14 protein-coding genes are annotated in these 16,621 nt (G+C 70.0%); 2 read left to right on the top strand and 12 right to left on the bottom strand.

All coding sequences use genetic code 11. The features are described from left to right. Positions 1 to 93 precede the first annotated feature (93 nt). From pspAA to FM105_RS12600, 8 genes are all read right to left on the bottom strand, one after another. Positions 94 to 378 carry a PspA-associated protein PspAA gene (gene pspAA / locus FM105_RS12635; protein WP_087008793.1) on the bottom strand — a complete coding sequence of 95 codons (285 nt, stop codon included), beginning with the start codon at positions 376 to 378 and terminating at the stop codon, positions 94 to 96. Next, on the bottom strand, positions 375 to 1,169 hold the full coding sequence (locus tag FM105_RS12630) for a PspA/IM30 family protein (RefSeq protein ID WP_087008791.1): 795 nt from the start codon (positions 1,167 to 1,169) through the stop codon (positions 375 to 377). Before FM105_RS12630 ends, pspAA begins: the two co-directional genes overlap by 4 nt. Before the next feature lie 124 nt (positions 1,170 to 1,293). After that, positions 1,294 to 1,584, bottom strand: coding sequence for a WXG100 family type VII secretion target (locus tag FM105_RS12625; protein WP_087008789.1), 291 nt, complete (start codon positions 1,582 to 1,584; stop codon positions 1,294 to 1,296). A 226-nt stretch (positions 1,585 to 1,810) separates the two neighbouring features. After that, positions 1,811 to 3,634, bottom strand: coding sequence for a trypsin-like peptidase domain-containing protein (locus FM105_RS12620; protein ID WP_087008787.1), 1,824 nt, complete (start codon positions 3,632 to 3,634; stop codon positions 1,811 to 1,813). Continuing rightward, positions 3,631 to 5,529 (bottom strand): sensor histidine kinase, encoded by a 1,899-nt coding sequence (locus tag FM105_RS12615; protein WP_087009215.1) that lies wholly within the window; start codon positions 5,527 to 5,529, stop codon positions 3,631 to 3,633. Before FM105_RS12615 ends, FM105_RS12620 begins: the two co-directional genes overlap by 4 nt. A gap of 28 nt (positions 5,530 to 5,557) precedes the next feature. After that, positions 5,558 to 6,322 carry a response regulator transcription factor gene (locus FM105_RS12610; RefSeq protein WP_087008785.1) on the bottom strand — a complete coding sequence of 255 codons (765 nt, stop codon included), beginning with the start codon at positions 6,320 to 6,322 and terminating at the stop codon, positions 5,558 to 5,560. Between the two features lie 67 nt (positions 6,323 to 6,389). Beyond that, positions 6,390 to 8,006 carry an FMN-binding glutamate synthase family protein gene (locus tag FM105_RS12605; protein WP_087008784.1) on the bottom strand — a complete coding sequence of 539 codons (1,617 nt, stop codon included), beginning with the start codon at positions 8,004 to 8,006 and terminating at the stop codon, positions 6,390 to 6,392. 120 nt (positions 8,007 to 8,126) lie between these two features. After that, the gene (locus tag FM105_RS12600; protein ID WP_087009214.1) at positions 8,127 to 8,759 is read right to left on the bottom strand and encodes a CGNR zinc finger domain-containing protein; all 633 of its coding nucleotides are present in this window, start codon (positions 8,757 to 8,759) and stop codon (positions 8,127 to 8,129) included. 155 nt (positions 8,760 to 8,914) lie between these two features. Between FM105_RS12600 and FM105_RS12595 the strand changes: the two genes are divergently transcribed. Then, positions 8,915 to 9,907 carry an EamA family transporter gene (locus tag FM105_RS12595; RefSeq protein WP_256970391.1) on the top strand — a complete coding sequence of 331 codons (993 nt, stop codon included), beginning with the start codon at positions 8,915 to 8,917 and terminating at the stop codon, positions 9,905 to 9,907. A 235-nt stretch (positions 9,908 to 10,142) separates the two neighbouring features. Here FM105_RS12595 and FM105_RS14955 read toward each other — a convergent pair whose 3' ends face one another. The 4 genes from FM105_RS14955 to FM105_RS12575 form a co-directional block, all read right to left on the bottom strand. Beyond that, positions 10,143 to 10,565 carry an MmcQ/YjbR family DNA-binding protein gene (locus FM105_RS14955; RefSeq protein ID WP_256970390.1) on the bottom strand — a complete coding sequence of 141 codons (423 nt, stop codon included), beginning with the start codon at positions 10,563 to 10,565 and terminating at the stop codon, positions 10,143 to 10,145. Positions 10,566 to 10,857: 292 nt separating this feature from the next. Beyond that, complete coding sequence (locus FM105_RS12585) at positions 10,858 to 12,006, bottom strand: glycosyltransferase (protein ID WP_218777958.1); 1,149 nt, start codon at positions 12,004 to 12,006, stop codon at positions 10,858 to 10,860. Positions 12,007 to 12,156: 150 nt separating this feature from the next. After that, on the bottom strand, positions 12,157 to 13,836 hold the full coding sequence (locus tag FM105_RS12580; protein ID WP_087008777.1) for a DNA repair helicase XPB: 1,680 nt from the start codon (positions 13,834 to 13,836) through the stop codon (positions 12,157 to 12,159). After that, positions 13,833 to 16,181: a helicase-associated domain-containing protein gene (locus tag FM105_RS12575; RefSeq protein WP_143275889.1), complete on the bottom strand. Its 2,349-nt coding sequence runs from the start codon at positions 16,179 to 16,181 to the stop codon at positions 13,833 to 13,835. The genes FM105_RS12580 and FM105_RS12575 overlap by 4 nt, the downstream gene beginning before the upstream one ends. A gap of 65 nt (positions 16,182 to 16,246) precedes the next feature. Here FM105_RS12575 and FM105_RS12570 point away from each other — a divergent pair, with 65 nt between their 5' ends. Then, positions 16,247 to 16,471, top strand: coding sequence for a hypothetical protein (locus FM105_RS12570; protein WP_087008773.1), 225 nt, complete (start codon positions 16,247 to 16,249; stop codon positions 16,469 to 16,471). Positions 16,472 to 16,621: the final 150 nt, after the last annotated feature.

Here is a 16,621-nt window from a genome sequence, read left to right as displayed (position 1 = left end):
CCTTTCGCGTGTGCCGGTGAGTCTGTCGTATGCGGTGCGGTCAGCGGACGGAGACAGCTGGGCCGGGCTCCGAAGAGCCCGGCCCAGCATCCGTCAGACCCCGTTGGGGATGAAGCCCTCGCCGCTGAGCATCTCTCGTATCTCTGCGAGCGTCGCGTCCTCGCCGGGCACCAGGATGTCGGAGGTGCCCAGGTAGTCGTCGGCCACCCGCGCCCCCTTCGAGGTGATGAAGTCGTGCAGTCGGTGCAGTGCGTCGCGCACAGTGGACTCATCGCCCACGTCGACGGCTCGCTCCACTTCGTCGTCGAAGCTCTGCAGGGCAGTCTGCTCGACGTCGGACAGATCGAACTGGCCTTCTCCCATGATGCGGATGATCATGCCTGTGCACCTCCCTGTCCGGTCTGCTCGCCTGCGTCGGTGACATCAGCGTCCTCCGCTTCCAGCGCGGCGCGCGGGCCGCCTGCGGAGCCGCCGGGGAGCGCCTCGCGCATCCGCTGCAGCTCGATCTCGACGTCCTGGTCGGATGACAGGGCATCCAGCTGTGAGCCGATGTCGTCCCGGGGGGTGCCGGACAGGTCGTCCAGTGCGCCGGACGCGAGGAGCTCGTCCACCGCACCCGCACGTGCCTGCAGGCTGGCGGTCTTGTCCTCGGCCCGCTGGATCGCCATGCCCACGTCGCCGAACTCCTCGGAGATGCCGCTGAAGGCCTCGCCGATCTTCGTCTGGGCCTCTGCGGCGTTGTACGTCGCCTTGAGGGTCTCCTTGCGGGTCCGGAACGAGTCGACCTTCGCCTGCAGGCGCTGGGAGGCCGTGGTGAGCTTCTGCTCCTCCTGCACGAGGTTCTGGTGCTGTGCCTGCAGATCGTTGATCTGCTGCGTGAGGCCCGATCGGCGGCTCAGGGCTTCGCGCGCGAGATCCTCGCGGTTGACCTCCATCGCCTTCTGGGCCTGGCCCTGCAGCTTGCCCTGCTGCTGCTCCAGCTGGCCCATCTGCAGTTCGAGCCGCTTGCGGCTCGTTGCGACGTCCGCGACACCGCGGCGTACCTTCTGGAGGAGTTCGAGCTGCTTCTTGTACGAATAGTCCAGGGTCTCGTTCGGGTCCTCCATCCGGTCGAGGGCCTTGTCCGTCTTCGCGCCGAATATTGTCTTGATGCGCTGGAAGATGCTCATGTGCGTGGGGTCTCCGTTCTGACGTCTCGCAACTCCGCGACGGAGGAGCCGCGTGCAAGCGCGTGTGCAGCTTGTCCCCCACACTAGTCGGTGTGCCTGGCAATTTCTGTGGCCGGTCCATCACTCAGGGTGAGAACATCCGCGTGTTCGCCGCTTCGACCTCCTGATACTGCTGACCGGCCATCCTGAGCGCTTCGTTGATGGAGCGGAGTGAGTCGTGGACGCTCGTCTGCACGCTCCGCCACTCCTCGGCCGCCGACTGGAAGCTCGACGCCGCGGTGCCCTGCCACGTGTCAGCGAGCGATGCGAGGTCGTGCATGAGCGCATCGACGCTCGTGGCGATCTCATCGGATCTGGTCTGGGCGGATGACGCGGTGGCGAGCACTCGGTCGGAGTCGACGTGGAACAGGGACATGGGGCCTCCTCGAGGACAGGAACCCTCCCGGCCCTGCATGCCGCATCAGCAGGACCGGGAGGATCCGCGGCGACGATCGCCGTGGGACCCATGCTCGGAGACCGGCGACCGGTGCGGAACCGCCGGTGGCCGCCTGTGGACGGCGCGTGCTCGTCCACAGGAGGAGTGTGCGCGTGTCCGACCGCGCGCGGTCACCGCTGTGACGCACTGCCGGCCGGCCGGCGCCTCATCGAGCTTCGAGAGTCGCCTGCAGCGTCTGCTCCTGGCCATCGCGGATGACGGTGAAGTCGACGGGCTCACCGGGCGCGGTCGACCGGACCAGCGCCTGCAGGGCCACGCCGTTGTTCACCGGCTTGTCGCCCATCGCGATGATCTCGTCGCCCTCCTCGAACCCCGCAGCGGCGGCGGGGGTCCCGTCGTTGACGGATTCGACCCGGGCGGACCCGCGGGAGACGCCCTGGGCGTCGACGGTCGAGTTCACCATCGTCACGCCGAGGAACGGATGCTTCGCCTCACCGGTCTGGATCAGCTGGTCGGCGATGTACGTGGCCTGCTCGACGGTGATCGCGAAACCGATGCCGATCGAACCGCTCTGGGCCTCGCTGGAGGACGGGTCCGACAGGGTGGCGGCGGAGGAGTTGACGCCGATGACCTCCCCGTTGCCGTTGACCAGCGGACCGCCGGAGTTGCCCGGGTTGATGGCGGCATCGGTCTGGATGGCGTTGGTGATCGTCATCTCGACCTCCTGCTCGCTCACATCGCCGATGTTCTGCGTCGACACGGGGCGGTCCAGTGCCGACACGATCCCCGTCGTCACGCTGTCGGCGAGTCCCAGCGGGTTGCCGAGGGCCATGACCGGGTCGCCCACGAACATGTCTTCGGACGATCCGATGGGCAGGGGGGTGAGGTCCTCCGGGACGGTCTCGAGCTTCAGGACTGCGACGTCCGTCTCCGCGTCACGCCCCACGAGGGCGGCGGGGATCATCGAACCGTCGGTCATGACGACCTGCACTTCGCCGCCCTCGGTGTCTGCGGGGGCCACGACGTGGTTGTTCGTGATGACGTGGCCCTGGTCGTCGTAGACGAAACCGGAGCCGAGGCCGGAGACCTCGCCGTCCACGCCCACCTGGATCGCGGCGACGCCGGGGGTGGTCTGGTCTGCGATCTGCGCCCAGTCCGGCGTCTCCGTCGACTGGCTGATCGAGCGGTCCGACTGCCCCGGCGAGTCCTGGGACGGCTGGGACGCGACCGGGGAGGCGTCACCGGACAGGAGCCATGCGCCCCCTCCGCCCAGCGCCCCGCCGACGATCGCCGCAGCGACGGCGGCGGCGATGAGCGCGCCCCAGCCGGGACCTCGGCGGCGGGGCCTCTGTGCAGACGGGGGAGGTCCGCCCGGAGGCATCTGGCCGGAGTGGTGAGCGGGGGCCCCTGCGAAGGCCGCGGTCTGGCCCTCGCCGCCTGTGGTGGGCTGTGCTCCGGCGGGCTGTCCGCCGGCGGGTGCCGCGGGACCGGCGTGGGGGACCGGACCCGTGACCGGAGCGGACCCATCGTGCCCCGTGTGACCGGGTCCTGAGTGGCCGGGTTCTGGGTGTCCGGGTCCAGAGTGTCCGGGTCCCATGCGACCGTCAGCGGCGCTGCTGTGACCACTGTGCAGTCCACTGCCGTGATCACTGCTCTGTCCGGGTCCCTGTGCAGGGTTCACGCGAGGGATCGCTCCGGTCGCCAGTCCGGCGGCCGGGGGAGGAGTCTGCGAGGAGTAGCGTGCACCTGCCGCGCCGTACGGGTTCTGTGCGCTGCCACCGGACCCTCCGTCGTCGGGCGAGCCGATCTGCGGGACGAGCGGCGAGGTCTGCCCGTCCGGGGCGTGTACCGACTGTCCCGGATGCGCCGGCCGGTCCGAGGACGCGGACGGCGGGGGTGCCGACGGCGGTGCCGGGGCGTCCGCCGGGAACGTGTGCCGCGAGTCGCTCACCCGCCGACCCGGCGGAGGGGTCGGCGCACCCGGATCGCGCGGGACGGAGGGGCGCGTGGGATCCGTGGGCTGACTCATGGGATGTCCTTTCGGGGTGTGGCCTGAGATGTGGCCCGGCTGGCCTGTCGGCGGACCGAATCAGGGCCGGGCACCGGCATGTCGACGCGGAACGTCGCGCCGCCGCCGGGGGTGGGGTGGACGGAGATCGCACCGGAGTGGGAGTCGACGATCGCCTTGACGATCGACAGCCCCAGACCGGACCCGCCCGTGTCCCGTCCGCGGGAGGAGTCGAGCCGGTAGAACCGCTCGAAGATCCGTGAGACCTGGTCGGGGGCGATGCCCTCGCCGTGGTCGCGCAGTTCGAATCTGACGCGTCCGTAGGGGAAGCCGGACAGGTCCTCGCCCAGTTCCAGCGGTCCGGTGACGAAGGGGTTCGAATGCGTGACGCCGCTGGTCGGGATCGCCTGCGACGGTGCGTCGCCGGACGGCACCGACGCCGAGGCGGTGGTGCCGTGGGGCCCCGTCGGTGACGGACCCGCGGACTGCGCGGACGGTGGCGTGTCCTGCTGGGAGGAGGCCGCGGCGTCGGGGGAGGGGGCCTCGGCGGGGGGCTTCTGCCCCCACGATGTGGGGAGGCGCAGGAAGTTCGGGACGGGAAGCCCCCGCTTCCGTGCCTCCGGGCGCCGTGCCTCCGCCGGTGCCTGCGGAGCCTGCTGCTGGTGCGGGACATCGACGACGCCCACGGCGAATTCGATCTCGGTGCCCTCCGTCGTGTGCCTCACGGCGTTGCCTGCGAGGTTCACGATGACCTGCCGCAGACGTGCTTCGGATCCCAGGATCATCGGTGTCTGCTGGGCGTCCTCCCCGTCCAGACCGATGAAGCTGATGTCGCGGTCCGGGGCCTGGGCGAGTGCGTCCGCGGCACCGTCGCGGACCAGCCGCGTCATGTCGACCGGGCCGATCTCCGTGGGACGGCGCTCGTCCAGCCGTGCCAGCTGCACGAGGTCCTCGACGAGCACGGTCATCCGCTTCGCCTCCGACTCCATGCGCCCCATCGCCTGACCGATCTGATCCGGGTCCGTGAGCGCCCCCTGCCGGTACAGCTCTGCGTACCCGCGGATGGTCACGAGCGGGGTGCGCAGCTCGTGGGAGGCGTCGGACACGAACTGCCGGATGCGCTTCTCCGACTGCTTGCGGCCGTCGAAGGAGTCCTCGATGTGGCCGAGCATCGTGTTGAGAGCGGCGGACAGCCTGCCGAGCTCCGTGTTCGACGGGTACGTCGACACCCGCTGGGAGAGGTCGCCGGCTGCGATCTTCGACGCCGTGTTCTCGATGTCGTGCAGCGGACGGAAGGTGTTCGTGATCGCGAAGTAGCCCACGCCGGCGACCAGGGCGAGGGCGAGCATGCCGATCCCCAGCACGGTGTTGCGGGCGCGCTCGCCCACCGCATCGATGTCCTGGTCGAACGGGACCGCGATCGCCACGAGCAGCTGCGAGTTCTCCACGCGCAGCGCGCGGACGCGCCACTGGGACTGCGAGCCGTCGGTGGTGAAGGGTGCGCCCTGCATCGTCGTGACGGTCTGCTTGTCGATGACGGGCAGCTGCGGCTCGTTCCCGTCGAGCGGGGCGACGGGGCTGTAGACCTCGCTGCCCTCGCTGTCGTAGAACTGCACGTAGTACGTTCCGGGCAGCAGCTGTCGCAGCGAGTCCTCCGTGGGGGACCGGTCCTCGGAGCTGGCCAGCGGAGAGGGTGCGAGGACGGTCTCCGCCGCCTGGATCGCGAGTGCCTCCGATGCCTGGATGAGCTGGGCGTCAGTGCGCTCGATGAGGCTGGACCGGAGGTTCTCCAGCACCCACGCACTCGTGCCGGACAGCACGACGAGCATGAGCGTCATCATGATCGTGAGGAGCTTCGCGGTGAGCGACCACTCCTCCCAGATCACGCGACGGCGGCGCTTGGTGTGTCGGGTCACGTGCACGGGTGCTCGCGGAGAGCAGTGATCACTTGGAGTCCGGGGTGCGCAGCATGTAGCCGACGCCGCGCTTGGTCTGGATCATCGGGGTCCAGTCGACATCGATGGGGTTGCCCGCCTCGTCCGATGTGGGGGCGACGTCGATCTTGCGGCGCAGGTACGAGATGTAGGACTCGACGATGCCTGTGTCGCCGCCGAAGTCATACTCCCACACGTGGTCGAGGATCTGCGACTTCGACAGCACGCGGTTTGCGTTGAGCATGAGGTAGCGGAGCAGCTTGAACTCCGTGGGGGACAGGTCGATCAGGATGCCGCCGCGGCGCACTTCGTGCGTGTCGTCGTCGAGCTCGAGTTCGCTGACCTCGATGACCGCCGTCTCCTCGTCCTCTGCACTGTGGGTGCGGCGGAGGACGGCGCGGATGCGGGCGACGACCTCTTCGAGGCTGAACGGCTTCGTGACGTAGTCATCGCCGCCCACCGTGAGTCCGGTGATCTTGTCGGAGGTGTCGTCGCGGGCAGTGAGGAACACGACGGGGATGTGCTTGCCGGCCTGGCGGAGGCGGCGCGTCACGGCGAATCCGTCCATGTCGGGGAGCATGACGTCGAGGACCAGCAGGTCCGGCTCCTTCTGCTCCGCGATGCGCAGGGCATCGGTCCCGTTCGCGGCGGACAGCACGTCGAAGCCCGCGAAGCGGAGGCTCGTGGACAGGAGCTCGCGGATGTTGGGTTCGTCGTCGACGACAAGGAGTGTTGCCTCGACCTCTGCGGGGGTGTTCTGCTGGGGGCTTTTCATGGTATCCAGTGTGACGTTCGAGTCTGGGAGTCTCCTGGATCAAGGCTGGACGTGAGTGTGCGCCTCGTCACATTCTCCCGGAGGGCGTGATGGGTTCCGGGATGGCGCCGAAGCGGTCGGCGTCCGCACGCTCCCAGTCGCCGGCCCAGCCCCGCGGCGGGGCGTTGAGGAGCTCGTCGGGCGCGAGCCAGTTGTAGAGGGATGCGTAGGAGACGACCTCGGTCTGTGAGATGCGTCGCCGGAGCATCGTGGGCGAGAGCTCCTGCGGTCCGCGGGCGCCGAGCGTCGCGATCATCTGTGCGACCTCCTTGACGGCCGCCTGGTGGTAGCGGAAGACGCGCTCGCCCTTGGTGGCCGGGTCGAGGCCGCGGTAGTAGCGGGGATTCTGCGTCGCGACGCCGGTGGGGCAGCGATCGGTGTGGCACTTCTGCGCCTGGATGCAGCCGACGGCCATCATCATCGCGCGGGCCGACATGGTGAAGTCGGCGCCCTGGATGAGCCGGCGGACCACATCGTGCCCGCTGCTGATCTTGCCGGCCGCGCCGATCCTGATCTCTTCGCGCAGTCCTGCGCCCACCAGCGCGTTGTGCAGGATGTGGAGCCCTTCGATCAGCGGCGTGCCCATGTGGTCCTGGTACTCGAGCGGGGCGGCGCCGGTGCCGCCCTCCGATCCGTCGACGATGATGAAGTCCGGGCGGATGCCGGTGTCGATCATCGCCTTGCACATGGCGAGGACATCGATCCGTGTGCCGACGCAGAGCTTGAAGCCGACGGGCTTCCCGTCGGACAGCTCGCGCAGTCGGCCGATGAACTGCATGAGCTCGCGCGGTGTGGAGAAGGCCGTGTGTCCCGGGGGAGAGATGCAGTCCTGGAAGGCGGGGACTCCGCGGATCTGCGCGATCTCCTCCGTCACCTTGGGCGCCGGGAGGACGCCGCCGAGGCCGGGCTTGGCTCCCTGCGACAGCTTCACGTTGATCATCTTCACGTGCGGGTGCAGGGCCTTCTCACGGAACGCGTCCGGATCGAAGTCGCCTTCGCGGGTGCGGCATCCGAAGTAGCCGCTGCCGAACTCCCAGAGGAGGTCGGCTCCGCTGTCCAGGTGGTAGGAGGTGAGTCCGCCCTCCCCGGTCTCGTGGAGGAAGCCTCCCTTCGCGGCTCCGGCGCTCATTGCGCGGACTGCATTCACGGACAGCGAGCCGTAGCTCATCGCGGAGATGTTGAGGAGGCTGGCGTCGTAGGGCTGTGCGCACTGGGGGCCGCCGATCGTCACGCGGTGCTCCTGGGCGGCCGGGGGCGCGGGGAGGGTGGCGTGGGTGAGGTACTCGTACCCCGGCTGGCGGACCTCGAGCTCCGTGCCGAAGCTCTTGACCGATGCTCTGCCCTCTGCCCGGTCGTAGATGAGGGCGCGCGCATCGCGGTCGAAGGGCTTGCCGTCCCAGTTCCGCTCGATGAAGTACTGCTGGATCATCGGCCTCACCTCTTCGAGCATGAAGCGGCCGTGCCCCAGGAGCGGGAAGTTCCGCAGGATCGAGTTCTTCGGCTGGGCGTAGTCGATGATCGCGACGATGAGGAGCGCTGCGCCGACGGCGGCGAGGATCCACCACCACGGACTGATCGTCAGAGCGAGCACCGCTCCGGCGAGGGTGAGAAGGGCCGGCAGCGCTGCGAATCCCAGGAGTGACATGGGTCCAGCGTAACGATCGGAGGGCGTCGTGGTCGGAGGGCGTGACGGTCGGCCTGCCGACGCAGAGTGCTCGTCGTGCTGGGGCGGCGTCCGCTATAGCTGCACCTATAGCTGCACCCGCTACGACGTGAGGCGCGCGCGGTACGCGGCGACGTGGGTGCGGTTCGCGCAGTTGCCGCGATCGCAGAACCGCTTGGACCGATTGCGCGACAGGTCCACGAAGAGGGCGCTGCAGTCGTCGGCGGCGCAGCGGCCGATGCGGGAGACCTCCCCGTCGATCACGGCGTCCGCCAGGGCGATCGCGATGTCCGCGGCGGTGCGGACTGCGATCCCCGCTTCGTTCGGCACGGCGTGGAGGTGCCAGCCCCACCCGTCATGGCGCTGCAGCTGCGGCAGCGTGTTCGTCTCCTGGAAGAGGGCGTTCGCCAGATCCGCGGCGCGGGCGACGGTGGCGCTGGCGGCGGCCTCGTGCGCGTCGGTCGCCTTATGCGCGTCGGTCGCTTCATCGATCTCTGCGGTCCCTGTCGCTTCGGCGGCTGGGGCCTCCGCAGCGAAGGCGGCGCGGAGGCGCTCACGCAGGGCGTGCAACCCGGAGGCGTCATCGGCGGTGACGCGGACCGGGGGAGAGAAGCCGTGGGTCAGCGCGAAGTCGCGGACGTCCGCCTGCGTCACGAGCGTCTCGCGGTCCAGGGCGGAGTTCGCGAGTGCGGCGATCAGTCGCAGGATCGACTGCGTGTGGACGGAGAGGGGCATGCCGACGATGGTGGCACAGAATGCGCGCGAAGTCAGGACCGTCACGCATTTGACTCATGACGGTCGGCTCGTGTTCGATGTGGGTGCACTGACCGTTCGACGTGTGTCGTGCGATGTGCGCGCATCGCCGCAGGGCTCCCGAGGAGGACTTCGCCGTGAACCGCACTGCTGTGGGCTTCGGGCTCGTGCTCCTGTCCGCGTTCTTCTTCGCCGCGTCCGGTCCGTACGCGAAGGCGATGTACGCGTCCGGCTGGTCCCCCGGCGCGGTCGTCCTGCTGCGCCTGCTGGGGTGTGCGCTGGTGCTCCTGATCCCGACGATCATCAGTCTGCGCGGTCGGTGGCGCGAGGTGGTGCGGGGGTGGCGGACCGTCGTCTCGTACGGCGTGGTGTCGATGGCGGGAGTCCAGCTGCTGTACTTCCTCGCGGTCGAGCACCTGGCGGTGGCGGTCGCACTGCTGCTCGAGATGACTGCGCCCCTCCTCATCGTGTTCTGGCTGTGGGCGACGACGCGGATACGTCCCGCGACCGTCACCTTCATCGGGATGGCGGTGTCACTCGTCGGGCTGGTGCTCGTCCTGGACCCGGGCGGCTCGGAGCTGTCCCTGGCGGGAATCGTGTTCGCGCTGGGCGCGGCCGTGTGCCTGGCAAGCTATTTCATGGTGTCCGCGAAGGTCGAGGTGGACGTCCCACCCGTCGCGCTCACCGGTCTGGGGATGCTCGTCGGCACTCTCGTGGTCGCAGGTCTCGTGCTGCTAGGGGTCCTCTCGGCGGACTTCTCCACGGCGGAGGTGACGCTGGGGGCGTCGCCGTTCAGCTGGGTCGTCCCGATCCTCATCATCGTCTTCACGACGGTGGGCGCCTACGTCTGCGGGATCCTCGGCCTGCGGATGGTCGGCGCGACCGTCGGGTCGTTCGTGAATCTCACCGAGGTGCCCTTCTCCGTCATCGTCGCGTGGTTGGTCGTCGCGGAGCTGCCGTCGGTGATCCAGATGTACGGCGGGATCGGCATCGTCGTAGGCGTCGTCTTCATCAAGTGGGGCGAGGTGCGGCAGGAACGCCGGATCCAGCGGCGAGCGGTGCTGCTGTCCGACCCCGCGACGGGACCACTGTCGATCGTCGAGGTGCCGGACAGCCGCACAGCGGACTGACGCGATCCGTCGCACACCGCTGACTCCGCAGACGCCGAATCGCCGCTCGCGTGCTCCAGACGCCGCGCTAGGACACGGCGTCTCGAACACGGAAGTGGCGAGTCCGAGGATCGGCTCCGGCCGGCGGCGGGTGTTCGAGGCGTCAGATGGTCGTATGGAGCGAGTCGGCGTCAGATGGTCGTGTGGTGCTCGAGCGGCGAGTCGACGTGCGATGAGTCCACGTGCGGCGCGCCACTCACCGCAAGACGTCCGGGTCATCCCAGCCGAACGGTCGCGCATGCCGTGGCAGGGACTCGACGACGAGCCGGTAGGAGTCCGTCACGAGTTCCCGGATGAGGTCCGCGTCGATCGAGGAGCCGGTCGCCACGCTGACCCAGTGGCGCTTGTTCAAGTGATAGCCGGGCGCGACCGAGGGGTGCTGCCTCTGCAGGGCCTCCCCGTCCTCCGGTTCCGCCTTGAGGGTGATGACGGGCTGACCGCGCTGGGTGTCGTCGACGCCGTACCCTTTGCTGGACGCCGGCACGGTCGTGAGCATGAGGAAGACCTTCTCGCGGACCTTCATCACCTCGTGGTTCGGTCCGAACGGCCACCCGGCCCAGGCACCCGGCAGTTCCAGCGCATACCCGCGCGCGATGTCGTGCAACTCGTCACCGTCCACGTGCGGCTCCTCTCCTCGCTCGCCATCCCCCCCCACGGTAAGCACCCCGAGGTAACCACCCCACGGTAACCATCCCGCGGTGACGGCGACGGACTCTCCGAGACGGGCTCTCCGCCGTTCGTCACGGAGGCCCGATCCGGACGGACCGGCGGATGAGAGGCTACCGCTGGGACCGTCGACGGATCCCCTGCAACGGCGGGGCGCCGTCCATGCTGCACCTCTACCGCACAGCGGTGCTGCACCCCTACTGCACGGCGACGCTGCACCCCTACTGCACGGCGACGCTGTGCCTCTACTGCACGGCGACGTCCACGATGGCACGTGCGGCATTCTCCGCGCCGACCGGTTGGGCGTCCGGCTGCAGGCGCCGTGCTGCGGCCCGCATGCCTTCATCGGTGAGAAGCCGCGACAGCACGTCAGGGAGTCGACCGTGCCGGACGTCGGCAGGGGTGAAGCGCACCGCATTGCCGTACCGTGCGCATTCGTCGACGTTGAACCGCTGCTCGGTCTGGAGCCCGATCCCGGCGAATGGCGCCCCCGAGGCGCACGCCGTCTGCACCGTTCCCTCACCTCCGTGGATGATCGAGGCATCGATGAGTCCGGCCAGCCGGTGTGCCGGGAGGAAGTCGAAGACCTGCACGGTGGCGGGCAGACCAGCGCGATCAGCCTCGCTGAGGTACCTTCCGGCACTCGAGACGACCTCGATGTCCAGCCCCGCCAGCTGCCGGAGCACATCGAGGGCCAACCGCCGTCCAGCCGACGATCCGAGCCCCACGTAGACGACCGGTCGAGGTGAACCTGCGAGTCCACTCACGCTGGCCGGCAGTTCGTCATCGTGCTGGGCGTAGATGGGTCCGACCGCGAGCTCGCGAGGTGCCAGCGGCCGCCGGTCCAGGTGCGGGAACAGGGAGGCGATGAGATTGAGATCAGCATCGATCGCCTCCAGCGTGCGGGAGGGCAGCGCAACACGGTGCTCAGCGGCAGCGCGCCGGAAGGAGGCGGGCTGCCAGCGGATCAGCGGGGTCACAGCCCGGACCAGTTGACCAGCCGCCCTATCCAGCTGCTCCCCGCACCACGAGCTCCCGTCCGATACCGGGAACGTCTCCATGCGGGCGAGGTGTCCTCGGCTCATCGCATACGGGCGCACGTAGACGAGCGGCACCGCGGCGGCCCGGGCGGAGATGAACAGCGACAGCGTGCTGCCGATGACCACGCAGTCCGGCCGCCAGCGCAGCATCAGCGCGAGCTCGCTCGCGACCCTGCGCCGCACCATCGCCGTCGAGAACGGATGGCGCAGACTGCGGCCCTGGTCGACTGCGATCAGCTGATCAGCCTGCTCCTCGCTGAGCGCGGGATCCAGGAGCCTGAGCGTGAACCCCGCACGGCGGATATAGGAGGCGAAGCGATCCGAATAGCCCATGAACAGCACCTCGTGCCCCATGCGCCGGACCTGCTCCGCGACTTCGACCGCTCGTGAGGTCTCACCCAGGTTGAACGTCTCCGGAGCGAACAGGATCCGGAGTCTGTCAGGCCGCCCGGTCCCACCAGGTCTCGCCGTCCCACCCGGACCCTCCGCTGCGGGACCCACGACTCACCGGTTCTCGATCGTGTACGAGTAGCCCTGTTCGGTGAGGAACCGGCGCCGGTGCTCCGCGAACCGCTCATCGACGGTATCGGCGGTGACGACCGTGTAGAAGGTCGCCGCCTGGGAATCTGCCTTGGGCCGGAGGATCCGACCCAGCCGCTGAGCCTCCTCCTGGCGCGATCCGAAGGCTCCGGACACCTGCACGGCGACCGATGCCTCCGGGAGATCGACGGAGAAGTTCGCGACCTTGGACACGACGAGCACGCGCACGGAGCCATCGCGGAACCCGGCGTAGAGCTCCTCGCGCTCCTTCTCCGGCGTCTTGCCGGTCAGTACGGGTGCGTCCAGCGCCTCACCGAGCTCCTCGAGCTGATCGATGTACTGCCCGATGACCAGGATCTGCGCATCGGGGTGGCCCTCCACCAGGTCGCGGACGACCGGCACCTTCGTGTCCGCGGTCGCCGCCAGCCGGTACCGGTCCTCGCCCTCCGCGGAGCCGTATGCGCGGCGCATGTCCGCACCGAGCGGCACCCGCACCTCGTGGCAGCTGGCGGAGGCGATGAACCCGTCGCGCTCGATCTCCTTCCACGGCAGCTCGAAGCTCTTCGGCCCGATCAGTGAGAACACCTCGTCCTCGCGGCCGTCCTCGCGCACCAGCGTCGCGGTCAGCCCCAGCCGGCGCCGGGCCTGCAGGCTCGCCGTCAGGCGGAACACGGGTGCCGGCAGCAGGTGGACCTCGTCGTAGATCACGAGGCCCCAGTCGCGGGCATCCAGCAGCTCGAGATGCAGGTAGGAGCCCTTCCTGCGGGTCGTGAGCACCTGGTACGTCGCGATCGTCACCGGGCGGATCTCCTTTGTCGTCCCGGAGTACTCGCCGATCTCGTCCTCGGTGAGGGAGGTGCGCCGCAGCAGCTCCGCCTTCCACTGCTTCGCGGCGACGGAGTTCGTCACGAGGATGAGGGTCGTCGTCGACACCTTCGCCATCGCCGCCGCACCGACGATCGTCTTCCCCGCGCCGCAGGGCAGGACGACGACGCCGGACTCACCGGCGAGGTACGTGTCGACCGCCCGCTGCTGATACGGCCGCAGCGACCACGTGGACTCCTGCTCCGCCTCCACATGCGCTTCGTGCGCCAGTGCGATCTCGTGGGCCTCGCCGTCGACGTAGCCCGCCCGGTCTGCGACGGGGTGCCCCAGCTTGAGCAGGACGTGCTTGAGCTCGCCCCTCTCCGACGGGTGCACCGCCACGGTCGAGTCGTCGATCCGCGCGCCGGCCTTCCCCGCGAGGTCGGGCTGCTGCAGCAGGTGCTCCAATAGGGCGGTGTCCGTGGTCTCGAGGACCAGGCCGTGGACGGGGGAGCGGGTGAGCGAGAGGACGCCCCACCGGTCCATGACGTCGACGATGTCGAGCAGCAGTTCGTGCGGGACGGGGTGCTTCGCGTAGTCGAGCAGCACGTCGACGACGGATTCCGCGTCGTGCCCCGACGCCCGCGCGTTCCACAGCCCCAGCGGCGTGATGGCGTAGGTGTGGACGTGCTCCGGGGTCTTCGACAGCTGGGCGAAGGGCGCGATCGCGATCGCGGCCTCTGCCGCGTCCGGATGGTCGGATTCGAGCAGGACCGTCCTGTCGGACTGCACGATGAGGGGTCCCCTCGTCGTCACGTCGCCGTGCCCGTCGATCGTCATCCGCGTGTGCTCCCTTCGTCGTCCCTGCTGCCGGAGCGCCGCACCCTCACGATGCGCGCCACCGATATCCGCAGAGCCTTCCCCGCGTCCGTGCGACCCAGGACGCGTCCGCCGCTCACAGACTGCGGGACCATGCGCACAGTCCGCTGGGTCCCGTCGGTGGTCGTGAGGATCACGTCGACCGGCGCCGACACCGCCGCGGCCTCGCCCAGTTCCGCGAGCACCGTCTGCGGGTCGCCGTCCGCACTCGCGGCAGCATCCTGCCCAACGGCCGTGCCGGTGCCGGTATTCCCCGCCCCCTCGCCCGCCGCAGTGCCCGAGGCCCCTGCCGCCCCTGCTGCACCGGTGGTGCTGGTGGTACTGGTGGTGCCGGACGACCCTGCGGTCGTGCCGCGCCCCGCGGCCGAGGCCCCTGCCGCACTGGGGGAGGTCGCTCGCCTGGCCGGGGAGCTGGTGCGCGGGGGCTGCGCTCGAGCAGCGGCGAGATCGTTGATGTGCGCCTCGATCCGCGCGGCCGGCACGCGCGTCGTCCGCGTCGTGGGAGGCGCGGCACGGGCGGGGACGGGCGCGCGGGTGCCGGCCGGGTCCTCGGCGTCGGGGTCGATCCGGAGGATCGGACGGTCCTCGGTCTCCAGCAGCGCGCTCACCCGGTCGGAGGAGGCATCCGCGACCGCGACCGTGGGCGCGAGCCTGCGCAGCCCGATCGCGGAGGCGACGGGGTCATCGAGCAGGATGTCCAGATCCGTCGGGTCGTCCACGACGACGACCGACCGCGCACGTGCCACACGGATCCTGTGGAGCCGGGCGCCGGCCGCGTGCACGAGGTGCTCGAGCGTCGTGGGGACCTCGGTCGCGGAGACGTCCTCCAGGACGGCGAGGATCGACTCGACGGATTCGCCGGTCCGCAGCGCGCGGGTCACCGAGTCGTCCGTGAACCGGTAGACGGTGCCCTGCCCGCGGGTGTCCACGTCCGCGATCCGCTCGAGGCGCAGGCTGACCGTGTGGTCGAGCGGCCCGAACGCCACTCCGGTCAGATCGGACTGGAGTGTCACCGCGGTCTCCAGCGGGGGCAGCAGCGCCGCGATCTGCTCGCGTAGGGCCGCCGGCGGTCCGCTCGCCAGCTCCTGCGCATTCACCGGACTCGATCCGAGCAGGTCGAACGGATCGTCGACCGCCGCGATCCACTCCGCGAGCACCCGGCCGATCGGCGTGAGCGCGTGCGCGTCCGGATGGCCCAGCGGCGAGGCGGTGAGGCCGAACGACTCCGCCTCGTCGAGCACCTGCGCCACCTCATCCGTGCGCACGGCGGCCAGCAGCGGGTGGGTGAACGACAGGAGGGCCACGACGTCCTCCTCGCTCAGCGCGCGGCCCCCACCTTCGCGCAGCAGTGCGACGAGCACCAGCCGCCGCAGCGTGAGGATCTGCGGACGCGCGGAGGGGAAGCCCCCGAACGCAGTGCGCGCGTGCTCATCGCGGCCCAGGAGGTGGATGCGCTCGCCCGCAGGGGTGGTCCCCGCGAGCACGTGCGCGATGTCGACGGGATGCGTGAGCCACGCGGTGACGAGGTCGGTCCACACCTGCTCCCGCGGCGAGGCGGCTGCGGTGTCGAACTCTGCCGTGGGCCTCCACTGCGGGTCGGCGGGATCACGCGTCGTGGACAGCCACCCCAGGTACGAGGCGAGCTCGACGAGCAGCGCGAAGCGGGCGGTGTCCGTTCCCGCGGCGCGGGCGAGGGTCTGCGCATCGCGCTTGCCGACGCCGCCGCTCACCAGCTGCGAGACCTCGTGGTCGGAGAACTCGGCGACGACGGTGAGGGCACGGGAGACGGCTCCGGCCACGCCGGCACCCTGCGCGTTCTCCAGCAGCGCGTCCGACACCGCGGCGGTTCGCAGCGGTCGCGGATCCGCTGCGGACTGCCACGGCTGGGGCGTCGCGCGAGCGGCTGCGGTGACGGGCAGCAGCGCACCGGCCTCCGGCTGGACGCGGTACGCCGAGGCCGCGGCCGGGTCGCCCGAACCCGTCGCCGGCCACAGGAGTCCGGCCGTGATCGCGGAGGTGAGGGCGGCCTCGGGAGCGGGGTCCTCTGCCGCGGCGAGCAGCTCGGAGCGGTCGACGGCAGGGGCGATGCGGGCCAGCACAGCAGCGCGGTGGACGACGCGCAGGGCCGGCGCGTCGAGGGACTCCAGACCTCGGGCGACCGCCGCCTGCGAGGCCGCGAGCGCGGCCAGACGGGCGACGTCGGTCACATCGGTGCGGAGCAGATCGGTGCGGTATGCGGCGAAGGCCCGGAACCAGGGTTCCGGCGCGGTGCGCAGCCAGGCGGCGAAGGACGGCGACTCGGGCATCCTCCCCATCCTAGTCGGGGCTATCATGGTGGGGGCCCACGGTCAGCGGAAGAAGGAGGTGCCCGATGGCAGAAGACACGCAGAGACCCCCGGGTGCCGTCCTCGGCACGGCTGCCGCAGTGATCGCACTGCTCGGCCTGGCCTGCCTCACCCTGGTGGTGATCGTCGGACTGCTCGGATCGTCGGTGTCACCGGTGTTCACCTGGACGGGAATGGTACTGCTGCCGCTTGCGTTCGTCCTGATGCTGGTGGTGCTCGTCCAGGGCATCGTCCGCCGCCGCTCCGTCTGAGTCCCGGACGGATCCGGCCTGCGGGCCCCACATCTCACTGCGCCGCATGGCGCGACCCGGCGCGGCACCGTCGACACGCGACCTCGCCGCCCACACAGTGCGCCTCGCGCACAGCCCCAGTGCGCACCGCGCACTCCCACACGTGCGCAC

This window comes from Brevibacterium yomogidense, assembly GCF_900163715.1.
In the GTDB taxonomy this organism is placed as follows: Bacteria; Actinomycetota; Actinomycetes; order Actinomycetales; family Brevibacteriaceae; genus Brevibacterium; species Brevibacterium yomogidense_A.
This window is presented reverse-complemented; position numbering and strand designations above follow the sequence as displayed.